This is a genomic window from Nocardioides jiangsuensis, from assembly GCF_019679455.1.
In the GTDB taxonomy this organism is placed as follows: domain Bacteria; phylum Actinomycetota; class Actinomycetes; order Propionibacteriales; family Nocardioidaceae; genus Nocardioides_C; species Nocardioides_C jiangsuensis.
This window is the reverse complement of record NZ_JAIEZQ010000003.1, coordinates 1-20299: the sequence shown is the minus strand read 5'-3', so window position 1 is coordinate 20299 and position 20299 is coordinate 1. Positions and strand designations below refer to the sequence as shown.

At 71.2% G+C, this 20299-nt stretch carries 13 protein-coding genes and 1 rRNA gene; 5 read left to right on the top strand and 9 right to left on the bottom strand.

Features of this window, described 5'->3' with window-relative positions:
• Positions 1-59: 59 nt before the first annotated feature.
• From K1X13_RS15920 to K1X13_RS15905, 4 genes are all read left to right on the top strand, one after another.
• Positions 60-1088, top strand: coding sequence for an LLM class F420-dependent oxidoreductase (locus K1X13_RS15920; protein WP_221026134.1), 1029 nt, complete (start codon positions 60-62; stop codon positions 1086-1088).
• Complete coding sequence (locus K1X13_RS15915) at positions 1076-2230, top strand: acyl-CoA dehydrogenase family protein (RefSeq protein ID WP_221026133.1); 1155 nt, start codon at positions 1076-1078, stop codon at positions 2228-2230. Before K1X13_RS15920 ends, K1X13_RS15915 begins: the two co-directional genes overlap by 13 nt.
• A 107-nt stretch (positions 2231-2337) precedes the next feature.
• Positions 2338-4188, top strand: coding sequence for an AMP-dependent synthetase/ligase (locus K1X13_RS15910; RefSeq protein ID WP_221026132.1), 1851 nt, complete (start codon positions 2338-2340; stop codon positions 4186-4188).
• A gap of 134 nt (positions 4189-4322) precedes the next feature.
• The gene (locus tag K1X13_RS15905) at positions 4323-7064 is read left to right on the top strand and encodes a bifunctional FO biosynthesis protein CofGH (protein WP_221026131.1); all 2742 of its coding nucleotides are present in this window, start codon (positions 4323-4325) and stop codon (positions 7062-7064) included.
• 52 nt (positions 7065-7116) lie between these two features.
• Here the strand turns inward: K1X13_RS15905 and K1X13_RS15900 are convergent, their stop codons facing one another.
• The 4 genes from K1X13_RS15900 to K1X13_RS15885 all read right to left on the bottom strand — a co-directional run bounded on the left by K1X13_RS15900 (position 7117) and on the right by K1X13_RS15885 (position 11110).
• Positions 7117-7668 (bottom strand): GNAT family N-acetyltransferase, encoded by a 552-nt coding sequence (locus K1X13_RS15900; RefSeq protein ID WP_221026130.1) that lies wholly within the window; start codon positions 7666-7668, stop codon positions 7117-7119.
• A gap of 162 nt (positions 7669-7830) precedes the next feature.
• Complete coding sequence (locus K1X13_RS15895; protein WP_221026129.1) at positions 7831-9135, bottom strand: sugar ABC transporter permease; 1305 nt, start codon at positions 9133-9135, stop codon at positions 7831-7833.
• Complete coding sequence (locus K1X13_RS15890; protein WP_221026128.1) at positions 9128-9955, bottom strand: ATP-binding cassette domain-containing protein; 828 nt, start codon at positions 9953-9955, stop codon at positions 9128-9130. Before K1X13_RS15890 ends, K1X13_RS15895 begins: the two co-directional genes overlap by 8 nt.
• Positions 9956-10036: 81 nt before the next feature.
• Positions 10037-11110 carry a substrate-binding domain-containing protein gene (locus K1X13_RS15885; RefSeq protein WP_221026127.1) on the bottom strand — a complete coding sequence of 358 codons (1074 nt, stop codon included), beginning with the start codon at positions 11108-11110 and terminating at the stop codon, positions 10037-10039.
• A gap of 172 nt (positions 11111-11282) precedes the next feature.
• Here K1X13_RS15885 and K1X13_RS15880 point away from each other — a divergent pair, with 172 nt between their 5' ends.
• Positions 11283-12485 (top strand): ROK family transcriptional regulator, encoded by a 1203-nt coding sequence (locus K1X13_RS15880; RefSeq protein WP_221026126.1) that lies wholly within the window; start codon positions 11283-11285, stop codon positions 12483-12485.
• Positions 12486-12527: 42 nt separating this feature from the next.
• Here the strand turns inward: K1X13_RS15880 and guaA are convergent, their stop codons facing one another.
• The 5 genes from guaA to rrf form a co-directional block, all read right to left on the bottom strand.
• Entirely contained in the window at positions 12528-14096 is a 1569-nt protein-coding gene (guaA, locus tag K1X13_RS15875) for a glutamine-hydrolyzing GMP synthase (RefSeq protein WP_221026125.1), read from the bottom strand.
• A 273-nt stretch (positions 14097-14369) separates the two neighbouring features.
• The gene (locus K1X13_RS15870) at positions 14370-16100 is read right to left on the bottom strand and encodes a GMC family oxidoreductase N-terminal domain-containing protein (protein ID WP_221026124.1); all 1731 of its coding nucleotides are present in this window, start codon (positions 16098-16100) and stop codon (positions 14370-14372) included.
• A gap of 7 nt (positions 16101-16107) precedes the next feature.
• Complete coding sequence (locus K1X13_RS15865; protein WP_308249593.1) at positions 16108-17739, bottom strand: succinic semialdehyde dehydrogenase; 1632 nt, start codon at positions 17737-17739, stop codon at positions 16108-16110.
• Positions 17740-17844: 105 nt separating this feature from the next.
• Positions 17845-19881, bottom strand: a complete 2037-nt coding sequence (locus tag K1X13_RS15860) for a M4 family metallopeptidase (protein ID WP_221026123.1) — start codon at positions 19879-19881, stop codon at positions 17845-17847.
• A gap of 171 nt (positions 19882-20052) precedes the next feature.
• Positions 20053-20169, bottom strand: a 5S ribosomal RNA gene (gene rrf, locus K1X13_RS15855).
• Between the last annotated feature and the right edge of the window lie 130 nt (positions 20170-20299).

Below are 20299 nucleotides of genomic sequence, written 5' to 3'. Positions count from 1 at the left end.
GTGCCTGCGCGGCCCCTCCCCGCCGGGTGCCCGTCACTCGACACAGCGAAGGTTAGGTCATGAAGCTCTCGATGCCCCTGATGTACGCCGGGAACCCGCGCGAGGCCGCCGACTCGGTGGTCGCCCTGGAGAAGGCCGGACTCGACACGGTCTGGGTGGCGGAGGTGTACGGCTTCGACTCCCCGACCCTGATGGGCTACCTCGCGGCCAAGACCGAGACCGTCGAGATCGGCTCGGCGATCCTCAACGTCTACTCGCGCACGCCGGCCCTGATCGCGCAGACCGCGGCGGGCCTCGACAACGTCAGCGGCGGCCGGGCCATCCTCGGCCTCGGCGCCTCGGGCCCCCAGGTGATCGAGGGCTGGCACGGCCTGCCCTACGACAAGCCCCTCGGCCGGACGCGCGAGGTGGTCGACATCGTGCGCAGGGCACTGCGCCGGGAGACCCTGCGTCACGACGGGATCTTCACCCTGCCGCTGCCCCCCGACCAGGGCACCGGGCTCGGCAAGCCGCTGAAGATGCTGACCAAGCCCGAGCGCCCCGCGGTGCCGATCTACGTGGCCGCGCTCGGCGAGAAGAACGTGCAGGGCACCGCGGAGTACGCGGATGGCTGGCTGCCGTTCCTGTTCGCGCCGGAGAGGGCGCACGACGTGTGGGGCGAGGCGCTCGCCGCGGGGCGGGCCAGGCGCTCGGCCGACCTCGGCCCGCTCGAGATCTCCGCGGGCGGCATGGTCGCCGTCGGCGACAACGTCAAGGGTCTGCTCGACCTCGCCCGGCCGATGGCGGCGCTGTACATCGGCGGCATGGGCGCCAAGGGCAGGAACTTCTACAACACCCTGGTCAGCCGCTACGGCTTCGAGAAGGAGGCCGCGCAGATCCAGGAGCTCTACCTCGGCGGCAACAAGCGCGACGCGGAGGCGCTCGTCCCGCTCGAGCTGCTCGAGATGTGCAACCTCGTCGGGCCGGAGTCCTACGTGAAGGAGCGGATCGCGGCGTTCGCCGAGGCGGGCGTGACCAGCCTCCAGGTGACCCCGGTCGACGACGACCCGGCGGCCCTGGTCAGCCGGCTGAAGGAATGGGTGTCCTGACCATGCGCGCGATCTTCGAGGACGAGCACGAGTCGTTCCGCTCCACGGTCCGGTCGTTCCTGGAGAAGGAGGTCGTCCCCCACCACGAGCAGTGGGAGAAGGACGGCATGGTCCCCCGCGAGCTCTGGACCAAGGCCGGCGCGCTCGGCCTGCTCTGCTTCGACGTCGACGAGGAGTACGGCGGCGCCGGGGTCAAGGACTTCCGCTACAACATGGTGATGGCCGAGGAGCTCAGCCGGTGCGGCGCGAGCGGCCCCGGCTTCCCGGTGCACACCGACATCATCGTCCCCTACCTCAGCAGCCTCGGCACCGACGAGCAGAAGCGGCGCTGGCTCCCCGGCCTGGTCAGCGGCGAGACGATCAGCGCGATCGCGATGACCGAGCCCGGCGCCGGCAGCGACCTGCAGGGCATCCGGACCACGGCGGTCGACAAGGGCGACCACTACGTGCTCAACGGGTCCAAGACCTTCATCAGCAACGGCATCCTCGCCGACCTGGTGATCGTGGTCGCCCGCACCGACGCCGGGGCCGGGCACAAGGGGATCAGCCTGCTCGTCGTCGAGCGCGGCATGGACGGCTTCGAGCGCGGCCGCAACCTGGACAAGATGGGCCTCAAGGCGCAGGACACCGCCGAGCTGTTCTTCGACGACGTCGTCGTCCCGAAGGAGAACCTGCTCGGCGAGGAGGGCAGCGGCTTCGTGTCGCTGATGCAGAACCTCCCCCAGGAGCGGCTCTCCATCGCGATGATCGCCGCCGCGGCCTGCGAGCACATCCTGGACCTGTCGCTCGCCTACGCCAAGGAGCGCGAGGCGTTCGGCCGCCCGATCGGGAAGTTCCAGCACAACCGGTTCCTGATCGCGGAGATGGCCACCGAGGCGCACATCGCCCGGGTGTTCGTGGACGACTGCGTGCAGCGGCACAACCGCGGCGAGCTCGACGCGAAGCTGGCGTCGATGGCGAAGTGGTGGACCACCGAGCTGCAGAACAAGCTCGTCGACCGGGCCGTGCAGCTGCACGGCGGCTACGGCTACATGATGGAGTACCCGATCGCCCGGGCCTACGTGGACAGCCGGATCCAGACGATCTACGGCGGCACCACGGAGATCCAGAAGGAGATCATCGGCCGCTCGCTCGGGATCTAGCGGGGCGGAATGCGCGTGTCCGGGGGTATTGCGGAAGGGACCGCCGCGCCCCGAGGATCGGCCTACCGGTCCCACCGGCCACCCGACCCGCGAAACGGAGACCACGCATGAGCGACGTCCTGGAGCAGCGCGCAGAGATCGAGCAGCGGATCGAGGGGCAGACGTTCTGCACGGCGCTCGCCTGGACCGTCGCGGAGCGGGGCGGCGCGCCGGCGTACTCCGACAAGGTCGGCGTGAGCGAGGGCTGGCGGACGCTGTCGTGGGACGAGGTCCGGGAGCAGACCCTCGACCTCGCGGCCGGCTACGTCGCCCTCGGGCTCGCGCCGCACGGCACGGTCGCGGTGATGGCCTCGAACCGGACCGAGCACGTCCTCGCCGACTTCGCCGGGGTGCACGCGGGCGGGATCCCGATGTCGGTCTACGCGACCCTGGCTCCGGAGCAGGTCGCCTACGTCGCCGGCCACGCCCAGCCGTCGGTGGTCGTCCTCGAGGGCGCCGACCAGCTCGCCCGGTGGCGGCTCGCGCTCGAGGGGTGCCCGAGCATCGCGGCGGTCGTGGTCATCGACGACGCCGCCCTCCCCGCCGACGACGCCCGGTTCGTGGGCTGGACCGACCTGCTGGAGCGCGGCCGCGCGGCGCGGGCCGCGGACCCCGGCCGGTACGACGACCTGTGGCGCTCGGTGCGCCCGGAGGACCCGCTGACGATCCTCTACACCTCGGGCACCACCGGGAACCCGAAGGGCGTGGTGCTCACCCACCGCAACATCCTGTTCGAGACCGAGAGCTCTCTCGATGTCAGCGGGATGCGCGAGCCGGGTGTGACGGTGTCGTACCTGCCCTTCGCGCACATCGCCGAGCGGATGCTGGGCATCTACATCCCGCAGTACCAGGGCGGCCACGTGCACCTGGTCGGCGACCCGGCGCTGCTCGTCGGCGCGCTCGGGGAGGTGCACCCGACCCGGTTCTTCGGGGTGCCCCGGGTCTGGGAGAAGGTCCGCACCGGCGTCTCCGCCCTGCTGTCCGCCGAGACCGACGAGCAGAAGGTCGCCGCGGTCGCCAAGGCGATGGACGTCGGCCTGCGGTACGTCGAGTCGCTGCAGACCGGCGAGCAGACCTCGCCCGAGCTCGCGGAGGAGTTCCGCGCGATGGACGCCGCCGTGCTCCGTCCGATCCGGTCGCTGCTCGGCCTCGACCGGGTGGAGTGGGCGGCCAGCGCCGCCGCACCGATGCCGCTCGAGGTGGCCCGCTTCTTCGCCGGCCTCGGGCTGTCCATCTACGACGTCTACGGGATGACCGAGACCAGCGCCGTGGTGACCGGCAACGGCCCGGACCAGTTCCGGCTCGGCAGCGTCGGCCGGCCCCTGCCCGGCGTCGAGGTCCGCCTCGGCGACGACCGGGAGATCCTGGTCCGGGGCCCGGTGTCCACGCCCGGCTACTTCAAGGCCGAGGACGCCACCCGGCAGCTCATCGACGAGGAGGGGTGGCTGCACACCGGCGACATCGGCCAGTGCGACGAGGACGGCTTCTTCTACGTCGTGGACCGGAAGAAGGAGATGATCATCACCTCCGCCGGCAAGAACATCGCGCCGTCCAACATCGAGAACTACCTCAAGGAGAGCCCGCTGGTCGGGCACGCGCTGGTGTTCGGCGAGGGCCGGCCCTACTGCGTCGCGGTGCTCACCCTCGACGGGGAGGTCGCGCCGCAGGTCGCCCGGCGCAACGGCATCGAGTTCACCGACCTCGCCGACCTGGCCCGCAACCCGCAGGTCCGTGCGCTCGTGCAGCAGTCGGTCGACGCCGCGAACGAGCGCCTCTCGCGGCCGGAGCAGGTCAAGAAGTTCGAGCTGCTCCCGGTCGAGTGGACCGCGGAGAGCGAGGAGCTCACCCCCACCCTGAAGCTCAAGCGCCGGGTGGTGCACGCGAAGTACCAGGAGGTCCTGGAGCGGCTGTACTCCTGAACCGGTTCGCACTGGTGAACCTGACCTTGGAGCAGTTGGATACGTTGCCGGGAGCAGCGATGGTCCGGCGCCGGATGGAGCGGCTGAACGCGATCGAGGGCGCGGACCCCGGCGACGTCGAGGAGTCCCCTTTCATGGATGCACCCGTGACCCCCCAGGCGACGCGTCGCGCCCTGGCCCGGGCCGAGCGCGGCGCGACCCTCGACGTCGCGGAGGCCGCCGTACTCCTGGCCGCCCGCGGCGACGACCTCGAGGCGCTGTGCCGGACGGCCGCGCGGGTGCGCGACGCCGGGCTCGAGGCGGCGGGCCGTCCCGGCGTGGTGACCTACTCGCCGAAGGTGTTCATCCCGCTCACCCGGCTGTGCCGCGACCGCTGCCACTACTGCACGTTCGTGACCACCCCGAACAAGCTCGCCGCCGCGGGGCAGTCCCCCTACCTGTCCCCCGACGAGGTCGTGGAGATCGCCCGGCAGGGCGCCGCCCTCGGCTGCAAGGAGGCGCTGTTCACGCTCGGCGACCGGCCCGAGGACCGCTGGCCGGCGGCGGCGCGGTGGCTAGACGAGCACGGCTACGACTCCACGCTCGACTACCTCCGGGCGATGGCGGTCCGGGTGCTCGAGGAGACCGGGCTGCTGCCCCACCTCAACCCCGGCGTCTTGTCCTGGGAGGAGATCGGCCGGCTCAAGCCGGTCGCCCCGTCGCTGGGGATGATGCTGGAGACCACCTCGACCCGGCTGTTCACCGAGAAGGGCCTGGCCCACCACGGCTCCCCCGACAAGGACCCGGCGGTGCGGCTGAGGGTGCTCGAGGACGCCGGGCGGCTCAACGTGCCGTTCACGACCGGGATCCTGGTCGGCATCGGCGAGAACCTGACCGAGCGGGCCGAGTCGGTCTTCGCGATCCGCAAGGTGGCCCGGCAGTACGGCGCCGTGCAGGAGGTGATCGTGCAGAACTTCCGGGCCAAGCCGGACACCGCCATGCGAACCTCGGCGGACCTCGGCCTCGAGGAGTACCTCGCCACGATCGCCGTCGCCCGCATCGTGCTCGGGCCGAGGATGCGCGTGCAGGCCCCGCCGAACCTGGTCGACCTCGCCGAGTGCACCGCCCTGCTCGGCGCCGGCGTGGACGACTGGGGCGGGGTCTCCCCGCTCACCCCCGACCACGTGAACCCCGAGCGGCCCTGGCCCTCCCTCGAGCGGCTCCGCTCGGTGACCGAGGCCGCCGGCTTCTCCCTCGCCGAGCGGCTCACCGTGCACCCGGAGTACGTGCGCGCCGGCGAGCCGTGGCTCGACCCGCGGGTCAGCGGCCACGTCGCCGCGCTCGCCACCGCCGACGGGCTCGCCTGCCCCGGCGCACGCCCCACCGGTCTCCCCTGGCAGGAGCCCGACGGCGGCTTCGCGCTCACCACCTCCACCGGCCGCACCGACCTCCACGAGTCCATCGACACCGACGGCCGCACCTCCGACCGCCGCGACGACTTCGACTCCGTCTACGGCGACTGGGCCCTCCTCCGCGAGCAGGTAGCCGCCCGGTCGACTGCCGAGGACGGCCGGACCCCGGAGGCGGCGGGGCCCGCGGTGGCCGGGCGCGGCGACGGAGGGGGCCCGGGCGTGGACGGCCGGAGCCCGGAGCCCGCGGCTGCGGCGGCCGGGCCCGGCGACGGAGGGGGCCCGGGCGTGGACGGGCCTGGCAGCCGAGCGAGGAACGAGCGAGGCCGGGTGCCCGGGCCCGCTTCGGCGCCCAGCTCGGCCGACGCCTCCGGACGGCTCGACGGCGACACCCGGGCCGCGCTGGCGGTCGCCGAGAGCGACCCGCGGGCCCTCACCGACGCCCAGGCGCTCACCCTGATGACCGCCGACGGCGCGGCCCTCCGCGAGGTGGCCCGGATCGCCGACGACCTGCGCCGCGACGTGGTCGGTGACGACGTCACCTACGTGCTCAACCGCAACATCAACTTCACCAACGTCTGCTACACCGGCTGCCGGTTCTGCGCGTTCGCCCAGCGCCGTACCGACGCCGACGCCTACACGCTCTCCCTCGACGAGGTGGCCGACCGCGCCGAACAGGCGTGGGCCGACGGCGCGACCGAGGTGTGCATGCAGGGCGGCATCGACCCGGAGCTGCCCGGGACGGCGTACTTCGACCTCGCCGCCGCGGTGAAGGCACGCGTGCCGGCGATGCACGTACACGCGTTCTCCCCGATGGAGGTCGTCAACGGCGCCACCCGCACCGGCCTGTCGGTCCGTGACTGGCTGGTGCGCGCGAAGGAGTCCGGGCTGGACACCATCCCCGGCACGGCCGCGGAGATCCTGGACGACGACGTGCGCTGGATCCTGACCAAGGGCAAGCTGCCGACCTCCACCTGGGTCGACGTGGTCACCACCGCTCACCAGGTGGGCCTGCGGTCGAGCTCGACGATGATGTACGGCCACGTGGACAACCCCGCGCACTGGGTGAGGCACCTTCGGGTGCTGTCCCGGATCCAGGACGAGACCGGTGGCTTCACCGAGTTCGTGCCGCTGCCGTTCGTGCACCACAGCGCCCCGATCTACCTGGCGGGCGTGGCCCGGCCCGGCCCCACCATGCGGGACAACCTGGCCGTGCACGCGATGGCGCGGATCATGCTGCACGGGCGGATCGACAACATCCAGACGTCGTGGGTCAAGCTCGGCGTCGCGGGCACGCAGGCGATGCTGCGGGCCGGCGCCAACGACCTCGGCGGGACGCTGATGGAGGAGACCATCTCGCGGATGGCCGGCTCCGAGCACGGCTCGGCGAAGAGCGTGGCGGAGCTCGAGGAGATCGGTGCCGGCATCGGCCGGCCGGTCCGCCAGCGCACCACCACCTACGGACCGGTGGACCGGACGGCCGCCTGACCGCGACCTCCATGGGCCGCCGTACGGCGGTCTCCGGCGCGCGGAGGCGGGTTCAGCCCACTGGCGGGCGGTCGTGCAGCACCCGCTGGTAGAGCAGGTGGTCGCGCCACTCCCCGGCGATGAACAGGTACGCCGGCGCCGGGCCGATCAGCGTGAAGCCGTTCCTGAGCAGCACCGTCTGCGAGCCGACGTTGTCGGGGTAGGTACCCGCCTGGAGCCGGTGCAGGCCGAGGTCGAGGGCGGCGCCGCACACGTACCCGACCGCCGCCGTGGCCAGCCCCCGCCCGACGTGGTCGCGGTCGACCCAGTAGCCGACGCTCGCGCTCCGGAAGATGCCGCGCACGATCGTGCTCAGGTTGACCCGGCCCACGACGTCGTCCCCGTGGGTGAGCACCCAGGACGCCGCCTGCCCGGCCCGGATGCCGTCCAGCCGCTCGGCGACCGCGGCCCGCTGACCCTCGAGGGTGAGGTACCCGTCGCCGCGGTCGGGCTCGTAGGGCGCGAGGTGCTCGCGGTTGCGCAGGTACGCCGCCAGCACCGGGGCGGCGTCCTCCGCGCAGAGCTCGCGGATCCCGTACTCCCCGGCCAGACCCTGCTCCTCCACGTCGGCACCCCTCTCGTGCGTCGTGCCGGCCGGACCGCCGGCCGCGGACCGACCGCACCCTCTCACACTCCTGTGCCCGGCCGGCCGGCATGGACCCCGGTAACGGACGAGGCGGCGGCCGGGAGCCCAGGGCCCCGGCCGCCGCCTGTCCGCAGTACGGCGTCAGCCGCGTCCGCTGCTCGAACGCGCCCTCCGCGAGACCGAGTCGATCGACACCGCGAGGAGGAGCACCGCACCGGTGACCATGTAGCGCACCGACGAGTCGACGCCGATCACGTTCAGCCCGGTCTGGATCGACTGGAGCACGATGATGCCCAGGAGCGCCGCGTAGGCGGTGCCGCGGCCACCGAAGAGGCTGGTGCCGCCGATCACGGCCGCCGCGATCGCGGTCAGGTTGGTGTCGGTGCCACCGCTGGCCTGCGACACCGAGGTGAGCTGGGCGGCGGCCAGCAGCCCACCGATCGCCGCGAACAGCCCGGTCAGCGCGAACACCGAGAGGTACACCCGGGTGACCCGGATGCCGGACCGGCGGGCGGCCTCGACGTTGCCGCCGACCGCGAACACGTGACGCCCCCACGTGGTCTTGCGGAGCAGCAGGTCCATGAGCACGACGAGCGCGACGAACAGCAGCGGCAGGTAGCCCAGGCCGCGGTCGATGTTGAGGTAGTAGGTCAGGTAGAGCAGGCCACCGGCGAGCAGCCCGGTCCTGACCGCGACGCTCACCAGGGACGGTGCGGAGAGCCCGGCGGCCGTGCGGCGGCGGATGCTCCACAGCAGCGCGGCGCCGTACCCGACCGCCACCACCAGGACCAGGACGTACGACGCGACGCCGGTGACGAACGAGCTCCGGGCGAACTCGACCAGACGGGAGTCCGGAGGCAGGTTCACCGTGCCGTTCTTGCCCAGCACCACGAGCTGCAGACCCAGGAAGCCCAGCAGGCCGGCCAGGGTGATCACGAAGCTCGGGACGCCGACCTTGGTGAACAGCACCGCGTAGAGCACGCCGATCGCGAGGCCGGTCAGCGCGCCCGCGAGGATCGACACGAACAGCGAGTAGCCCTCGTAGACCACCATCACGGCCATCACGGACGCGGCCAGGCCGCTGACCGAGCCGACCGACAGGTCGATCTCGCCGAGCAGCAGGACCAGCACCACGCCGATCGCGATGATGCCGATGGGCGCGGCGAAGAGGGTGATGTTCACGAGGGTGCGGGAGGACAGGAACGTCGGCTCCTGCGCGTAGAACACCAGCGAGATCACGATGAGCCCGATGATCACGGGCAGGCTGCCCAGGTCACCGCCGCGGACCTTGCGGGTGAAGCTGTCGAGGGCTCCCCGCACCCCGCGGGCGTGCACGAGCCGCTCGTCGCTGAGGTCGGCGGGGATGGGAACGGCCGGGCTCATCTCGTCCTGCACCGTCGGCGCGGTCGTCGGGTTCTTCGGGGTCGTCGGGGTTGCCTCAGGCATCGTGGGCTCCTGCATGGTGGGCGGCCTGGTTGCGGCGGATGCGGTCGGCGACGACGTTGTCGGAGGCGCCGGTGATGGCGGCGACGAGCTGCTCGGTCGTGGTCTCGTCGACGTTGAACTCGGCGGCGTTGCGGCCGAGGCGGAGGACGATGATGCGGTCGGCGACCGCCTGGACGTCGGCCATGTTGTGGCTGACCAGGATGACCCCGAGACCGGTCTCCCGGAGCCGCTCGATCAGGTTGAGGACCTCCGCGGTCTGCGCGACGCCGAGGGCCGCGGTCGGCTCGTCGAGCATGACCACCTTCGGCGCGCCCACGAGGCTGCGGGCGATCGCGACGGTCTGCCGCTGGCCACCGGACAGCGAGGCGATCGGGATGCGCACCGACGGGATCTTGGCCGAGAGGGTGCGCAGCAGCCGCCACGACTCCTTCTCCATGGTCACCTCGTCGAGCCAGCCCGCGGTCCCCTTCTCCTGGCCCAGGAAGAGGTTGGCCACCACGTCGAGGTTGTCGCACAGGGCGAGGTCCTGGAACACCGTGGAGATGCCCAGCGCCTGGGCCTCGCTGGGCCCGCCGACGTGCACCACCCGGCCGGCGAACGTGATCGTGCCGCCGTCGGGCTGGTAGACCCCCGAGATGATCTTGATCAGCGTCGACTTGCCCGCGCCGTTGTCGCCCACGAGCGCGACCACCTCGCCGGGGGCCACGTCCAGACTGACGTCGGTCAGCGCCTGCACGGCACCGAACCTCTTGTTGATGCCCTCCAGAGAGAGGACTGCGGTGCCCGCGGGGGCGGGGCGCTCAGTGGTCGTCGCGGTCATGGCCGCCTCCTGTTGTCGCCTAGTTCGATCGTGACAGGGGTGGCCTGCTTTGTCAGCGGGCCACCCCCCTTCGTCAGCTGGTCAGGACAGGCCGGCCTGCGTGCAGGCGTCGGCGTAGTTCTCGGTGCAGATGTCGTCCACGCTGTAGAACCCGTCCTTCACCACCGTGTCGGCGACGTTGTCCTGGGTCACGACGATCGGGTCGAAGATGAACGACGCGACGCCTTGGAAGTCCTCGGTGCCCGTGATCTTCTCGTCGTTGGCGAGCTGGACCGCGATCTCGCCGGCCTTCTCGGCCTCGACCTTGATCGGCTTGTAGATGGTCATGTACTGCTCCCCGGCGACGATGCGCTGGATCGCGGCGAGCTCGGCGTCCTGGCCGGTGATCGGCGGGAGCGCGTCGGCGCTGATGCCGGCACCGGTCAGCGCTGCGACCACACCGCCGGCCTGGCCGTCGTTCGCGGCGTAGACACCCTTGACCTCGGCCGGCTCGTACTTGCCGAGCTGGTCGGTGGTCCACTGCTGCGCGTTGTCGGGGCTCCAGTCGGGGTTGTCGTACTCCGCGAGGATGTCGACCCCGCTGGAGTCGAGGACGCTGTGCGCCCCCTCCTTGAACTGGGCGGCGTTCGGGTCGGTCGGCGCGCCGTTGAGCATGAGGATGCCGCCGCTGCCTCCCACGGCCTCGACGAGGGACTCGGCCTGCAGCTTGCCGACCTGGGCGTTGTCGAAGGACATGTAGTAGTCGGAGCCCTCGATGAACCGGTCGTAGGCGATGACCGGGATGTCGGCCTCCTGCGCCGAGACGACCAGACCCGCGGCGGCCTCACCGTCGACCGGGTCGAGCACCATGGCGTCGACCTGGTCGGTGATCGCGGTCTCGACCTGCTGCTGCTGCTTGGCCGGGTCCTGGTCGGCGTTGAAGTAGACGACCTCGCAGTCGCTGCAGAGCTCGGCCACCTTGTCCTCGAACAGAGGCTTGTCGAACGCCTCGTACCGGGTGGTCTTGGACTCCGGGAGCAGCAGCGCGATCTTCTTCGCGCCGTCGCCGCCCTCCGATCCGTTCTGGGCCTCGTTGGCGCCACAGGCAGCGAGACCGCCGGCACCGATGACAAGGGCGGCCGCGGTCAGTCCCGCTCGCCTGATGGAAAGTGCCACTGTTCCTCCTCGTGGGACCGGGCGTTCGCGCCCGGAGGTCCTGTCTCCGTCAGAGTGTGCTCCGTCACACCGTTGCCGTCAAGACTTGAACGCAAAATCGCTCCCCGCTGTCCTGGCTGCCATTTTGCCGTCATGTCTTGACGTCGAATGCGACGTAGGACACAGTTCAGCCATGCCAGCAGAGCGTGACGACGCCCCCACGTCGGCCCCGGCCCCCGGGTCGACCGCGTCCCTGCGCTCCGCCAACCAGCGCCGGGTGATCCGGCTGCTCCAGCAGCAGACGGCCGGCGAGCCGCTGACCCAGGCGGACATCGCCCGCAGCACGCAGCTCGCGCCGGCGACGGTGTCCAACATCGTCCGTGACCTGACCGCAGCCGGGATGGTGGAGACGGTGATGGGCAGCGGCCGCCGGGGGACGACGGTGCGGATCTCCCGGGACGCGGGCCTGGTCGTCGGGATCGACTTCGGGCACCGGCACGTCCGGGTCGCGATCGGCGACCTGACCGGCGAGGTGATCGCCGACGAGCGCGAGCCGATCGCCCAGGACCATCGCTACGGTGACGGGCTGGACCGGGCCGCCGCGATGCTCGACAGCCTGCTGGCCAAGCTCGACGCGACGCGTGAGGACGTGCTGAACATCGGCCTCGGCCTGCCGGCGCCGATCACCCGGGAGGACGTGGTCATGTCCTCGGCGATCCTGCCCGGGTGGGTCGGGGTCAACGCCCGCGTCGAGGCCGAGGCGCGTCTCGGCCGCCCCGCGCACATCGACAACGACGCCAACCTCGGCGCCCTGGCCGAGCACCGTCACGGCGCGGGCATGGGGCACCCGAACATGGTCTTCGTCAAGGTCTCGTCAGGCGTCGGCGCCGGCATGATCCTCGACGGCGAGCTGTTCCGCGGGTCGCACGGTACGGCGGGCGAGATCGGGCACCTCACGATCGACGAGCAGGGTCCGTTCTGCCGGTGCGGCAGCCGCGGCTGCCTGGAGGCGTACGCGTCGATCGGCATGGCGGCGACCGCGTTGGCGGACCAGCTGCCCAACGCCTCCATCGACGACATCGTGGCCGCCGCGAAGAACGGCAACGTCTCCGCCCTGCGGATGTTCGAGGACGCGGGCCTCCACCTCGGCTGGGGGCTGGCGATGCTGGCGAACCTGATCGACCCCAGCGCGATCGTGGTCGGCGGGGACATGGCCCGCGCCGGCGACCTGCTGCTGGACTCGATCCACATCGGCATGCGCCGTCACGCGCTGGCCTCGGTCTCCTCCACCACCCTGGTCACCCGGGCGGCGCTCGGCGACCGGGCCTCGGTGATCGGCGCCCTGCTCCTGGCCCTCGACCGGACCGACCTGGTGCCCGCCCAGGGCCTCGGCTGAGCTACCGCGTCCGACCCACGGTCGCCACGGCGGACCCGCCGCCTACTCCCACTCGATGGTGCCCGGGGGCTTGCTCGTCACGTCGATGGTGACCCGGTTGATCTCGCGCACCTCGTTGGTGATCCGGGTGGAGATCGTCTCGATCACGTCGTACGGCAGCCGCGCCCAGTCCGCGGTCATCGCGTCCTCCGAGGTCACCGGCCGCAGCACGACCGGGTGGCCGTAGGTCCGGCCGTCACCCTGCACGCCGACCGACCGCACATCGGCCAGGAGGACGACGGGGAACTGCCAGATGTCGCGGTCCAGCCCGGCGCGGGTGAGCTCCTCGCGGGCGATCGCGTCCGCCTCGCGCAGCGTCTCGAGCCGGTCGTGGGTGACCTCGCCGACGATCCGGATCCCCAGGCCGGGGCCCGGGAACGGGTGCCGCCACACGATCTCGGCCGGCAGGCCGAGCTGCTCGCCGACCAGCCGGACCTCGTCCTTGAACAGGGTGCGCAACGGCTCGACGAGGGAGAACTCGAGGTCCTCGGGGAGACCGCCGACGTTGTGGTGGGACTTGATGTTCGACGTGCCGGCGCCGCCGCCGGACTCCACGACGTCGGGGTAGAGCGTGCCCTGGACCAGGAACTCCACCTTCTCGCCGTGCTCGGCGGCCTCGCCGATGACCTCGATCTCGGCGGCCTCGAAGACCCGGATGAACTCCCGGCCGATGATCTTCCGCTTCTCCTCGGGGTCGCTGACCCCGGCGAGCGCCTCGAGGAACCGCTGCTGCGCGTCGACCACGTGGAGGGAGACCCCGGTGGCGGCGACGAAGTCCCGCTCCACCTGCTCGGCCTCGCCCTTGCGGAGCAGGCCGTGGTCGACGAAGACACAGGTGAGCTGGTCGCCGATCGCCCGCTGCACCAGGGCCGCGGCGACCGCGGAGTCGACGCCGCCCGAGAGCCCGCAGATCGCGCGCCTGTCGCCGATCTGCTCGCGGATCCGCTCGATCTGCTCCTCGACGATGTTGACCATGGTCCACGTCGGGTGGCAACCGGCGATGTTGTGCAGGAAGTGCGTGAGCACCTCCTGGCCGTGCTCGGTGTGCAGCACCTCCGGGTGCCACTGCACGCCGGCGAGCCGGCGCTCGAGGTTCTCGAACGCGGCCACCGGGGAGCCGGCCGAGGTGGCCAGCGCGGTGAAGCCCTCGGGTGCGGCCACGACCGAGTCGCCGTGGCTCATCCACACCCGGTGCGACTCCGGCACGTCGGAGAGCAGGGTGCCCGGGACGGTGACGGTGACCGGCGTCCGGCCGTACTCCGAGACGCCGGTACGGCGTACCTCGCCGCCGAGCGCCTGCGCCATCGCCTGGAAGCCGTAGCACATGCCGAACACGGGGACGCCCGCCTCGAACACCGCGCGGTTGACCGACGGGGCGCCGGGCTCGTAGACCGACGAGGGGCCGCCGGACAGGATGATCGCCTTCGGGTTCTTCGCCAGCATCTCCTCGATCGGCGTCGTGTGCGGGACGATCTCGGAGTACACCCGCGCCTCGCGGACGCGGCGCGCGATGAGCTGGGCGTACTGCGCTCCGAAGTCGACGACGAGGACCAGGTCGTGTTCGGTGGTCACCGGGGGCCTTTCGGCGAGAGGATCTGGGCGGTCCGCCGGCGTACCGGCGAAGCGGCAGTCTATCGCCGAGAATTTCTCCCCACGGCCGTAACCCCGGTATGGACCGGTCGTTAGGAAGGTCAGAACCCGGTGGCTTTGCTCCCTCCCAGGCCGGGTTTCTCGTCCGTGCTGCTGTCCGCAGCCGTGTGGACGCCTCAGGGCCCGACCAACCCTCCCTCCCCGGTCGGGCCCTGAGTCATGTCAGGGGGCCGACCCGGGAGGGCGGCGGGTGGGTCAGGACACCCCGACGATGGGCAGCCGCAGCGCCGCGGGGGCCGTGGGCGGCACCGCCGGGGCGGACGGCGCGACCGGGTCGAGCCGCACGTACCCCTCCCCCAGCGCCGGCCGCGGGTCGGGCTCGCCCTTGTTCGGCCAGAACGCCATCGCCCGCTCCGCCTGCGCGGTGATCGTCAGCGAGGGGTTCACGCCGAGGTTCGCCGAGATCGCCGATCCGTCCGCCACGTGCAGCCCCGGGTAGTGGAAGACCCGCTGGTAGGGGTCGATCACCCCGGTCCCGTCGGACTCGCCGATCGTGCAGCCGCCGATGAAGTGCGCGGTCAGCGGCCGGTTGAACGGCTCACCGATCGAGCCTCCCGGCTTGCCGCCGATGACCTGCGCCATCATCCGCACCGCCTTGTTCGCGACGGGGATCCAGGTCGGGTTCGGTGTCCCGTGCCCCTGGCGCGAGCTGAGGTACCAGCGCCGGGTCAGCCGGCTCCGCTTCGAAAAAGTGGTGATCGAGTTGTCGACGGTCTGCATGACCAGCGCGATCACGGTCCGCTCCGACCAGTGCCGCAGGTCGTAGAGGTCGCGCACGCTGCCCTTCTCGCGCCACATCTCCTGGAGCCAGGTCCGCCACCGCGGCAGCGGGCCGTCCCCGTCGGTGAGCACGGTCTGCATCAACGACATCGCGTTGCTGCCCTTGCCGTAGCGGACCGGCTCGATGTGCGTCTCGTCGTCGGGGTGGAAGCTGGAGGTGATCGCGACGCCCTGGCTGTAGTCGACCGTGGTGTCGGGGGCGATCGCGCCGAGGATCGACTCGGAGTTGGTGCGCGACAGGTGCCCGATCCGGGCCGACAGCTCCGGCAGGTGCCCCTGGTCACACATCCGGTGCAGCAGCCGCTGCGTGCCGAGGGCGGAGGCGGCGAGGACGACCTGCTCGGCGGTGAGCGTACGGCGCACCGCGGACCGCCGTACCTTCGCCTTGGTGTAGCGCACCGCCACCTCGTAGCCACCGCCCTCACGGGGCCGCACCCGCTCGACGGTGGTCAGCGGGTGCACCACCGCCCCGCGCTGCTCGGCGAGGTAGAGGTAGTTCTTGACCAGGGTGTTCTTGGCGTTGTGCCGGCAGCCCGTCATGCACTCGCCGCAGCCGAGGCAGGTGTTGCGGTCCGGGCCGGCGCCGCCGAAGTAGGGGTCGTCGACCCGGGTGCCCTGCGGCTGGTCGGGCCCGCCGAAGAACACCCCGACCGGGGTCGGGTGGAAGGTCTCGCCGACGCCCATGTCGTGGGCGACCTTCTCCATCACGTCGTCGGCGGGCGTGCGCAGCGGGTTCTCCACCACCCCGAGCATCCGCTTGGCCTGGTCGTAGAACGGCGCGAGCTCGGCCTTCCAGTCGGTGATGTCGCGCCACTGCGGGTCCTGGTAGAACGCGTCGAGCGGCTCGTAGAGCGTGTTCGCGTAGACCAGCGACCCGCCGCCGACCCCGGCGCCCGACAGGATCAGGCAGTCCTTGAGGCTGTCGATGCGCTGGATGCCGTAGCAGCCGACCTGCGGCGCGAACAGGTACCGGCTGACGTCGAAGGAGGTGTCGGCGAAGTCCTGGTCCTCGAAGCGGGCGCCCGCCTCGAGGACGCCGACCCGGTAGCCCTTCTCGGTGAGACGCAGCGCGGCCACCGAGCCGCCGAAGCCGGACCCGACCACGAGCACGTCGTAGTCGAAGCCGGGAGCACTGTCCTGGGTCACCGGGTCCTCACTTCCTGCGCAGCTTGTTCATGAGCCGGAGGTTCGCAGTCATCATCCGGGCGTAGGCCTGGTCGCTCATCCCGAGCATCGGCGCGAAGCGGACCACACGCTGGGTCGCCACGGACTGGCTCTCGGTGTAGCGGTGGATCCCCTCGGCGCCCTGGCGGCGGCCCATCCCCGACTGGCGCATGCCTCCCATCGGCGAGTCGATGCTGGCGAACGTGGCGCCGAACGCCTCGTTGATGTTGACCGTGCCGCACCGGATCTGCCGGGCGATCGCGCGGGCCCGCTTGCCGTCCCGGGAGTAGATCGAGGCGTTGAGGCCGTACTCCCCCGCGTTGGCACGGGCGACCGCCTCGGCCTCGTCGTGGAAGCGGTACAGCGCGATCACGGGGCCGAACGTCTCGTCCCCGAAGCAGGTCATGTCGGGGGTGACGCCCTCGAGGATGGTCGGCTCGTAGAAGTACGGACCGAGGTCCGGGCGAGCCCGCCCGCCGGCGAGCACCCGGGCTCCCTTGCCGACCGCGTCCTCGACGTGCGCCGTGACCGTGTCCAGCTGGGCCTTCGAGATCAGCGACCCCATGTCGCTGCCCCACTCCAGCCCGGAGCCGAGGCGCATCGCCTTCGTGCGCTCGACGAACCGCGCCACGAACCGGTCGTAGACCTGGTCGGCGACGAACATCCGCTCCATCGAGACGCACAGCTGGCCGGCGTTGGAGAAGGCGGCGCGTACGGCGCCCTCGGCGGCGCGGTCCACGGCGGCGTCGCGCAGCACCAGGATCGGGTTCTTCCCGCCCAGCTCCAGCGAGCAGCCGATCAGCCGGTCGGCGCACTGGCGGGCGATGACCTTGCCGGTGGCCGTGGAGCCGGTGAAGCAGACGTAGTCCGACCGCTCGATCATCGGGCCGCCCAGCTCGCGACCGGGCCCGGCGACGACCTGCCACAGGTCGCGCGGGAACCCGGCCTCCTCGAGCAGCTGCACCCCGAGCAACGCGGACAGCATGGTCTGCGCGTCGGGCTTGTGCACCACGGCGTTGCCGGCCATCAGCGCGGGCAGCCCGTCGCACAGCGCCATCGTGAACGGGTAGTTCCACGGCGAGATGACCCCGACGACGCCCTTCGGCTCCCGGTTCACCTCGACGCGGGTGAGCCCCGGCACGACCCCGGCCTTGCGGGACGGGTCGAGGTGCTCGTGCGCGGTCCGGGCGTAGTAGCGGGCGGTCAGCGCGACGTGCAGGGGCTCGTCGAACGCGTGCTTGCGGGCCTTGCCCGACTCCCAGCAGACCAGGTCGATGATCTCGTCCTGCCGGTCCAGGATCAGGTCGTGCAGGGCGAGCATGGCGCGCGACCGGTCCTCGAGCGGGGTGGCCGCCCACGCCTCCTGCGCCCGTTGCGCCCGCCGGTAGGCGGTCTCCACGTCGGCGGTGCTCGACTGCGGGATCGCGCCGAGCGGCTGGCCGGTGAACGGGGAGTACGTCGGCACACTCTCCCCCGTCGTGGAGACCACGCGGTCGGTGAGGGCCCGGACGTAGCCGGGGTCGAGGGCGTACGACGCGGTCCGGTCGTGCTCGGGGTCCGCCGGGCCGGCCGTGGCGAGGCCGGAGGCGTGCTCGGGTGCGGGATCGGACATCGGGTTCATATACCGAGAGTATGTGACGGCGATCTCAGAGGCTACCCTTGGGTAACCAGCTGAGACCGCCGTCACATCGTCGCGCGCGCCCGGGCGTGGCCGGGTCGAGCCAGGTCAGCCCGTCGTGAGCGAGGTGTCGTCGACGAAGAAGCTGGTCGCCAGCGAGGAGTCCTCGGTGCCGAGGAACTTCACGGTGACCGTCTTGCCGATGTAGCTGTTCAGGTTGAGCGACCGCTGGACGTAGGACGAGCCCTTGTTGAGGTTGGAGTACGTCGCCAGGGTGGTCGTCACGCCGCCGCTGACCGCCTGGACCTTGAGCGTGTCGTAGGCCGAGGTCGTGGTGGTCTCCGCACTGCTCACCTTGACGTAGAACGACAGCGTCGCGCTGCTCTTGCCGGACGGGACCGCGACGGTCTGCGAGAGCGTGTCGGTCGTCGTGGTGCCGTAGCCGTTGAGCCAGGCGTAGTAGGACCCGGTCCGCGGCGTCGCGCTGGTCGAGCTCGTGATCACGCCCGACGTAGCGCTCCACGAGACGGCACCGGACTCGAAGCCGGGGTTCGCCAGCAGGTTCCCCGACGGCGCCGGCGTGGTGCCCCCGCAGGTCTCGGAGCCGGAGACGCTCACCCCGGACCAGGCGTTGGCCGTCGCCGTGCACTGGCTCGAGGCGGCGCCGTACAGGTCCTTGGCGGACCGGACCATGGCGTCACGAGCCTGCGGGTAGGTCGTGGTCGAGGTCATGTAGGTGGTCAGCGCGCGGTACCAGATCGCCGCAGCCTGCGTGCGGCCGATGCCCGTGAGGCTCGAGCCGTTGCAGGTCGTGCCCGTGTGCGTGCGGCCGCCGATGGTCTTGGTGCCGGCGCCCTCGGCGAGCAGGTAGAACAGGTGGTTGCCCACGCCCGAGGAGTAGTGCGGGTCCAGGTTCCTGGTGGCGGAGGTCCAGCAGTTGACCGACGCCCCGTCGGCCGACGGGTTGTCCATCCGCCGCAGGTAGGTGCCGTCCTTGGCGATCTTCTCGCCGATGTAGTAGTCACCGGGATCCGACGCGTTCGCGGCCTTGAACTCCACCATCGTGCCGAACACGTCGGAGGTGGCCTCGTTCAGGCCGCCGGCGTCACCGGAGTAGTTGAGGTTCGCGGTGTGCGAGGTGACCCCGTGCGACATCTCGTGGCCGGCGACGTCGAGCGAGGTGAGCGGGCTGAACGTGGTCCCGCCGTCGCCGTAGGTCATGCAGAAGCAGCTGTCGTCCCAGAAGGCGTTCTCGTAGCTGTTGCCGTAGTGCACCCGGGAGTAGGCGGCGACACCGTCGTTGCGGATCCCGCTGCGGCCGTAGGCGTCCTTGAAGAAGTCCCAGGTCACCGCCGCGCCGTAGTGGGCGTCGACCGCCGCGCTCTGCCGGCTCGAGGTGCTGCCGTTGCCCCACGCGTTGTCGGCGTCGGTCATCAGCGTGCCGGTCGAGGTGCTCGTGGAGTTGTTGGCGTCGTAGGTCCTGTGACCGCCGCGCGTGGTGTCGTAGAGCTGGTACGACGAACCCGACAGGTTGGTCTGGATGCCCACGGTGCCGCTGTAGAGCGAGCTGCCGGTGCCGTTGGCGTTGACGATCAGGGGCCGGGTGCCGAGCTGCTTGCCGGTTCGCGCGTCGGTGTACACCAGGTCCCGGACCGGGGTGCCGTCTGCGGCGGTCCCGGTCACCGTGGTCTCCCAGGCCAGCACCGGCTTGTGGTCCGAGGCGTAGACGACGCGCTCCGGGGCCGCGCTGCCGCTCTCGAGACCGCTGCGCCTCGCCGCGGCATCCGCGGCGGTCTGGCCGCTGATCGCCGGGGTGGTGCCTGCGACGACGATGCGGTCGGGGCTGGCCCAGCTCACGGTGCGTACGTCGCCCGCCGGGCTCTCGTGCACCACGAGGTCACCCCCGATGACGCGCAGCCCCGCGTAGGTGCGGTCGTAGCGGACGTGCTCCGCACCGTTGGCGTCCACGACCACGTCGCGCACGACGAGGGACTCCTGGTCCCCGAGCCGGAGCGCGGCTGCGGTCCGGACGCGGTCGGCACCGGAGTTGTCGCCGGCTGCCGTGGCAGGGGCCAGGACAGTGAGGGGTGCCAGCGTGAGGACGGCGACGCCGACCACGCTGACCCCCAGAGATGCTCGCTTCACGCACGTGCCTTTCTCTGTCCAGGCCCCGGGATCTCCGCGCCTGGTCGGTGTCACGTGCGGCAGCCTCACAAACGCGGGCATCCTGCGCTAGACGGGTCTTCGTGCAATGCACGAACACGCAAAAACAAGAAGACCCCCGCGGTCACCCGCGGGGGTCTTCTCAACAGTTATGTTCGGCGACGTCCTACTCTCCCACACACTCCCGTGTGCAGTACCATCGGCGCTGAAAGGCTTAACTTCCGGGTTCGGAATGGGACCGGGTGTTTCCCTTTCGCTATGGCCGCCGAAACGCTATGGAGTTATCAACAGTTCCAAAACAGTGGTGTGTCTTGGGTTCCCGTCCGTAACTCGGGAACCACACAGTGGACGCGCAACATCTTTGAGGGACAAGCCCTCGGCCTATTAGTACCGGTCGGCT

Bases quoted from the DNA above. Each gene is read 5' to 3' on its own strand.
- K1X13_RS15920 (WP_221026134.1), top strand. From the start codon at position 60: ATGAAGCTCTCGATGCCCCTGATGTACGCCGGGAACCCGCGCGAGGCC.
- K1X13_RS15915 (WP_221026133.1), top strand. From the start codon at position 1,076: ATGGGTGTCCTGACCATGCGCGCGATCTTCGAGGACGAGCACGAGTCG.
- K1X13_RS15910 (WP_221026132.1), top strand. From the start codon at position 2,338: ATGAGCGACGTCCTGGAGCAGCGCGCAGAGATCGAGCAGCGGATCGAG.
- K1X13_RS15905 (WP_221026131.1), top strand. From the start codon at position 4,323: ATGGATGCACCCGTGACCCCCCAGGCGACGCGTCGCGCCCTGGCCCGG.
- K1X13_RS15895 (WP_221026129.1), bottom strand. From the start codon at position 9,135: ATGCCTGAGGCAACCCCGACGACCCCGAAGAACCCGACGACCGCGCCG.
- K1X13_RS15890 (WP_221026128.1), bottom strand. From the start codon at position 9,955: ATGACCGCGACGACCACTGAGCGCCCCGCCCCCGCGGGCACCGCAGTC.
- K1X13_RS15880 (WP_221026126.1), top strand. From the start codon at position 11,283: ATGCCAGCAGAGCGTGACGACGCCCCCACGTCGGCCCCGGCCCCCGGG.
- K1X13_RS15865 (WP_308249593.1), bottom strand. From the start codon at position 17,739: ATGAACCCGATGTCCGATCCCGCACCCGAGCACGCCTCCGGCCTCGCC.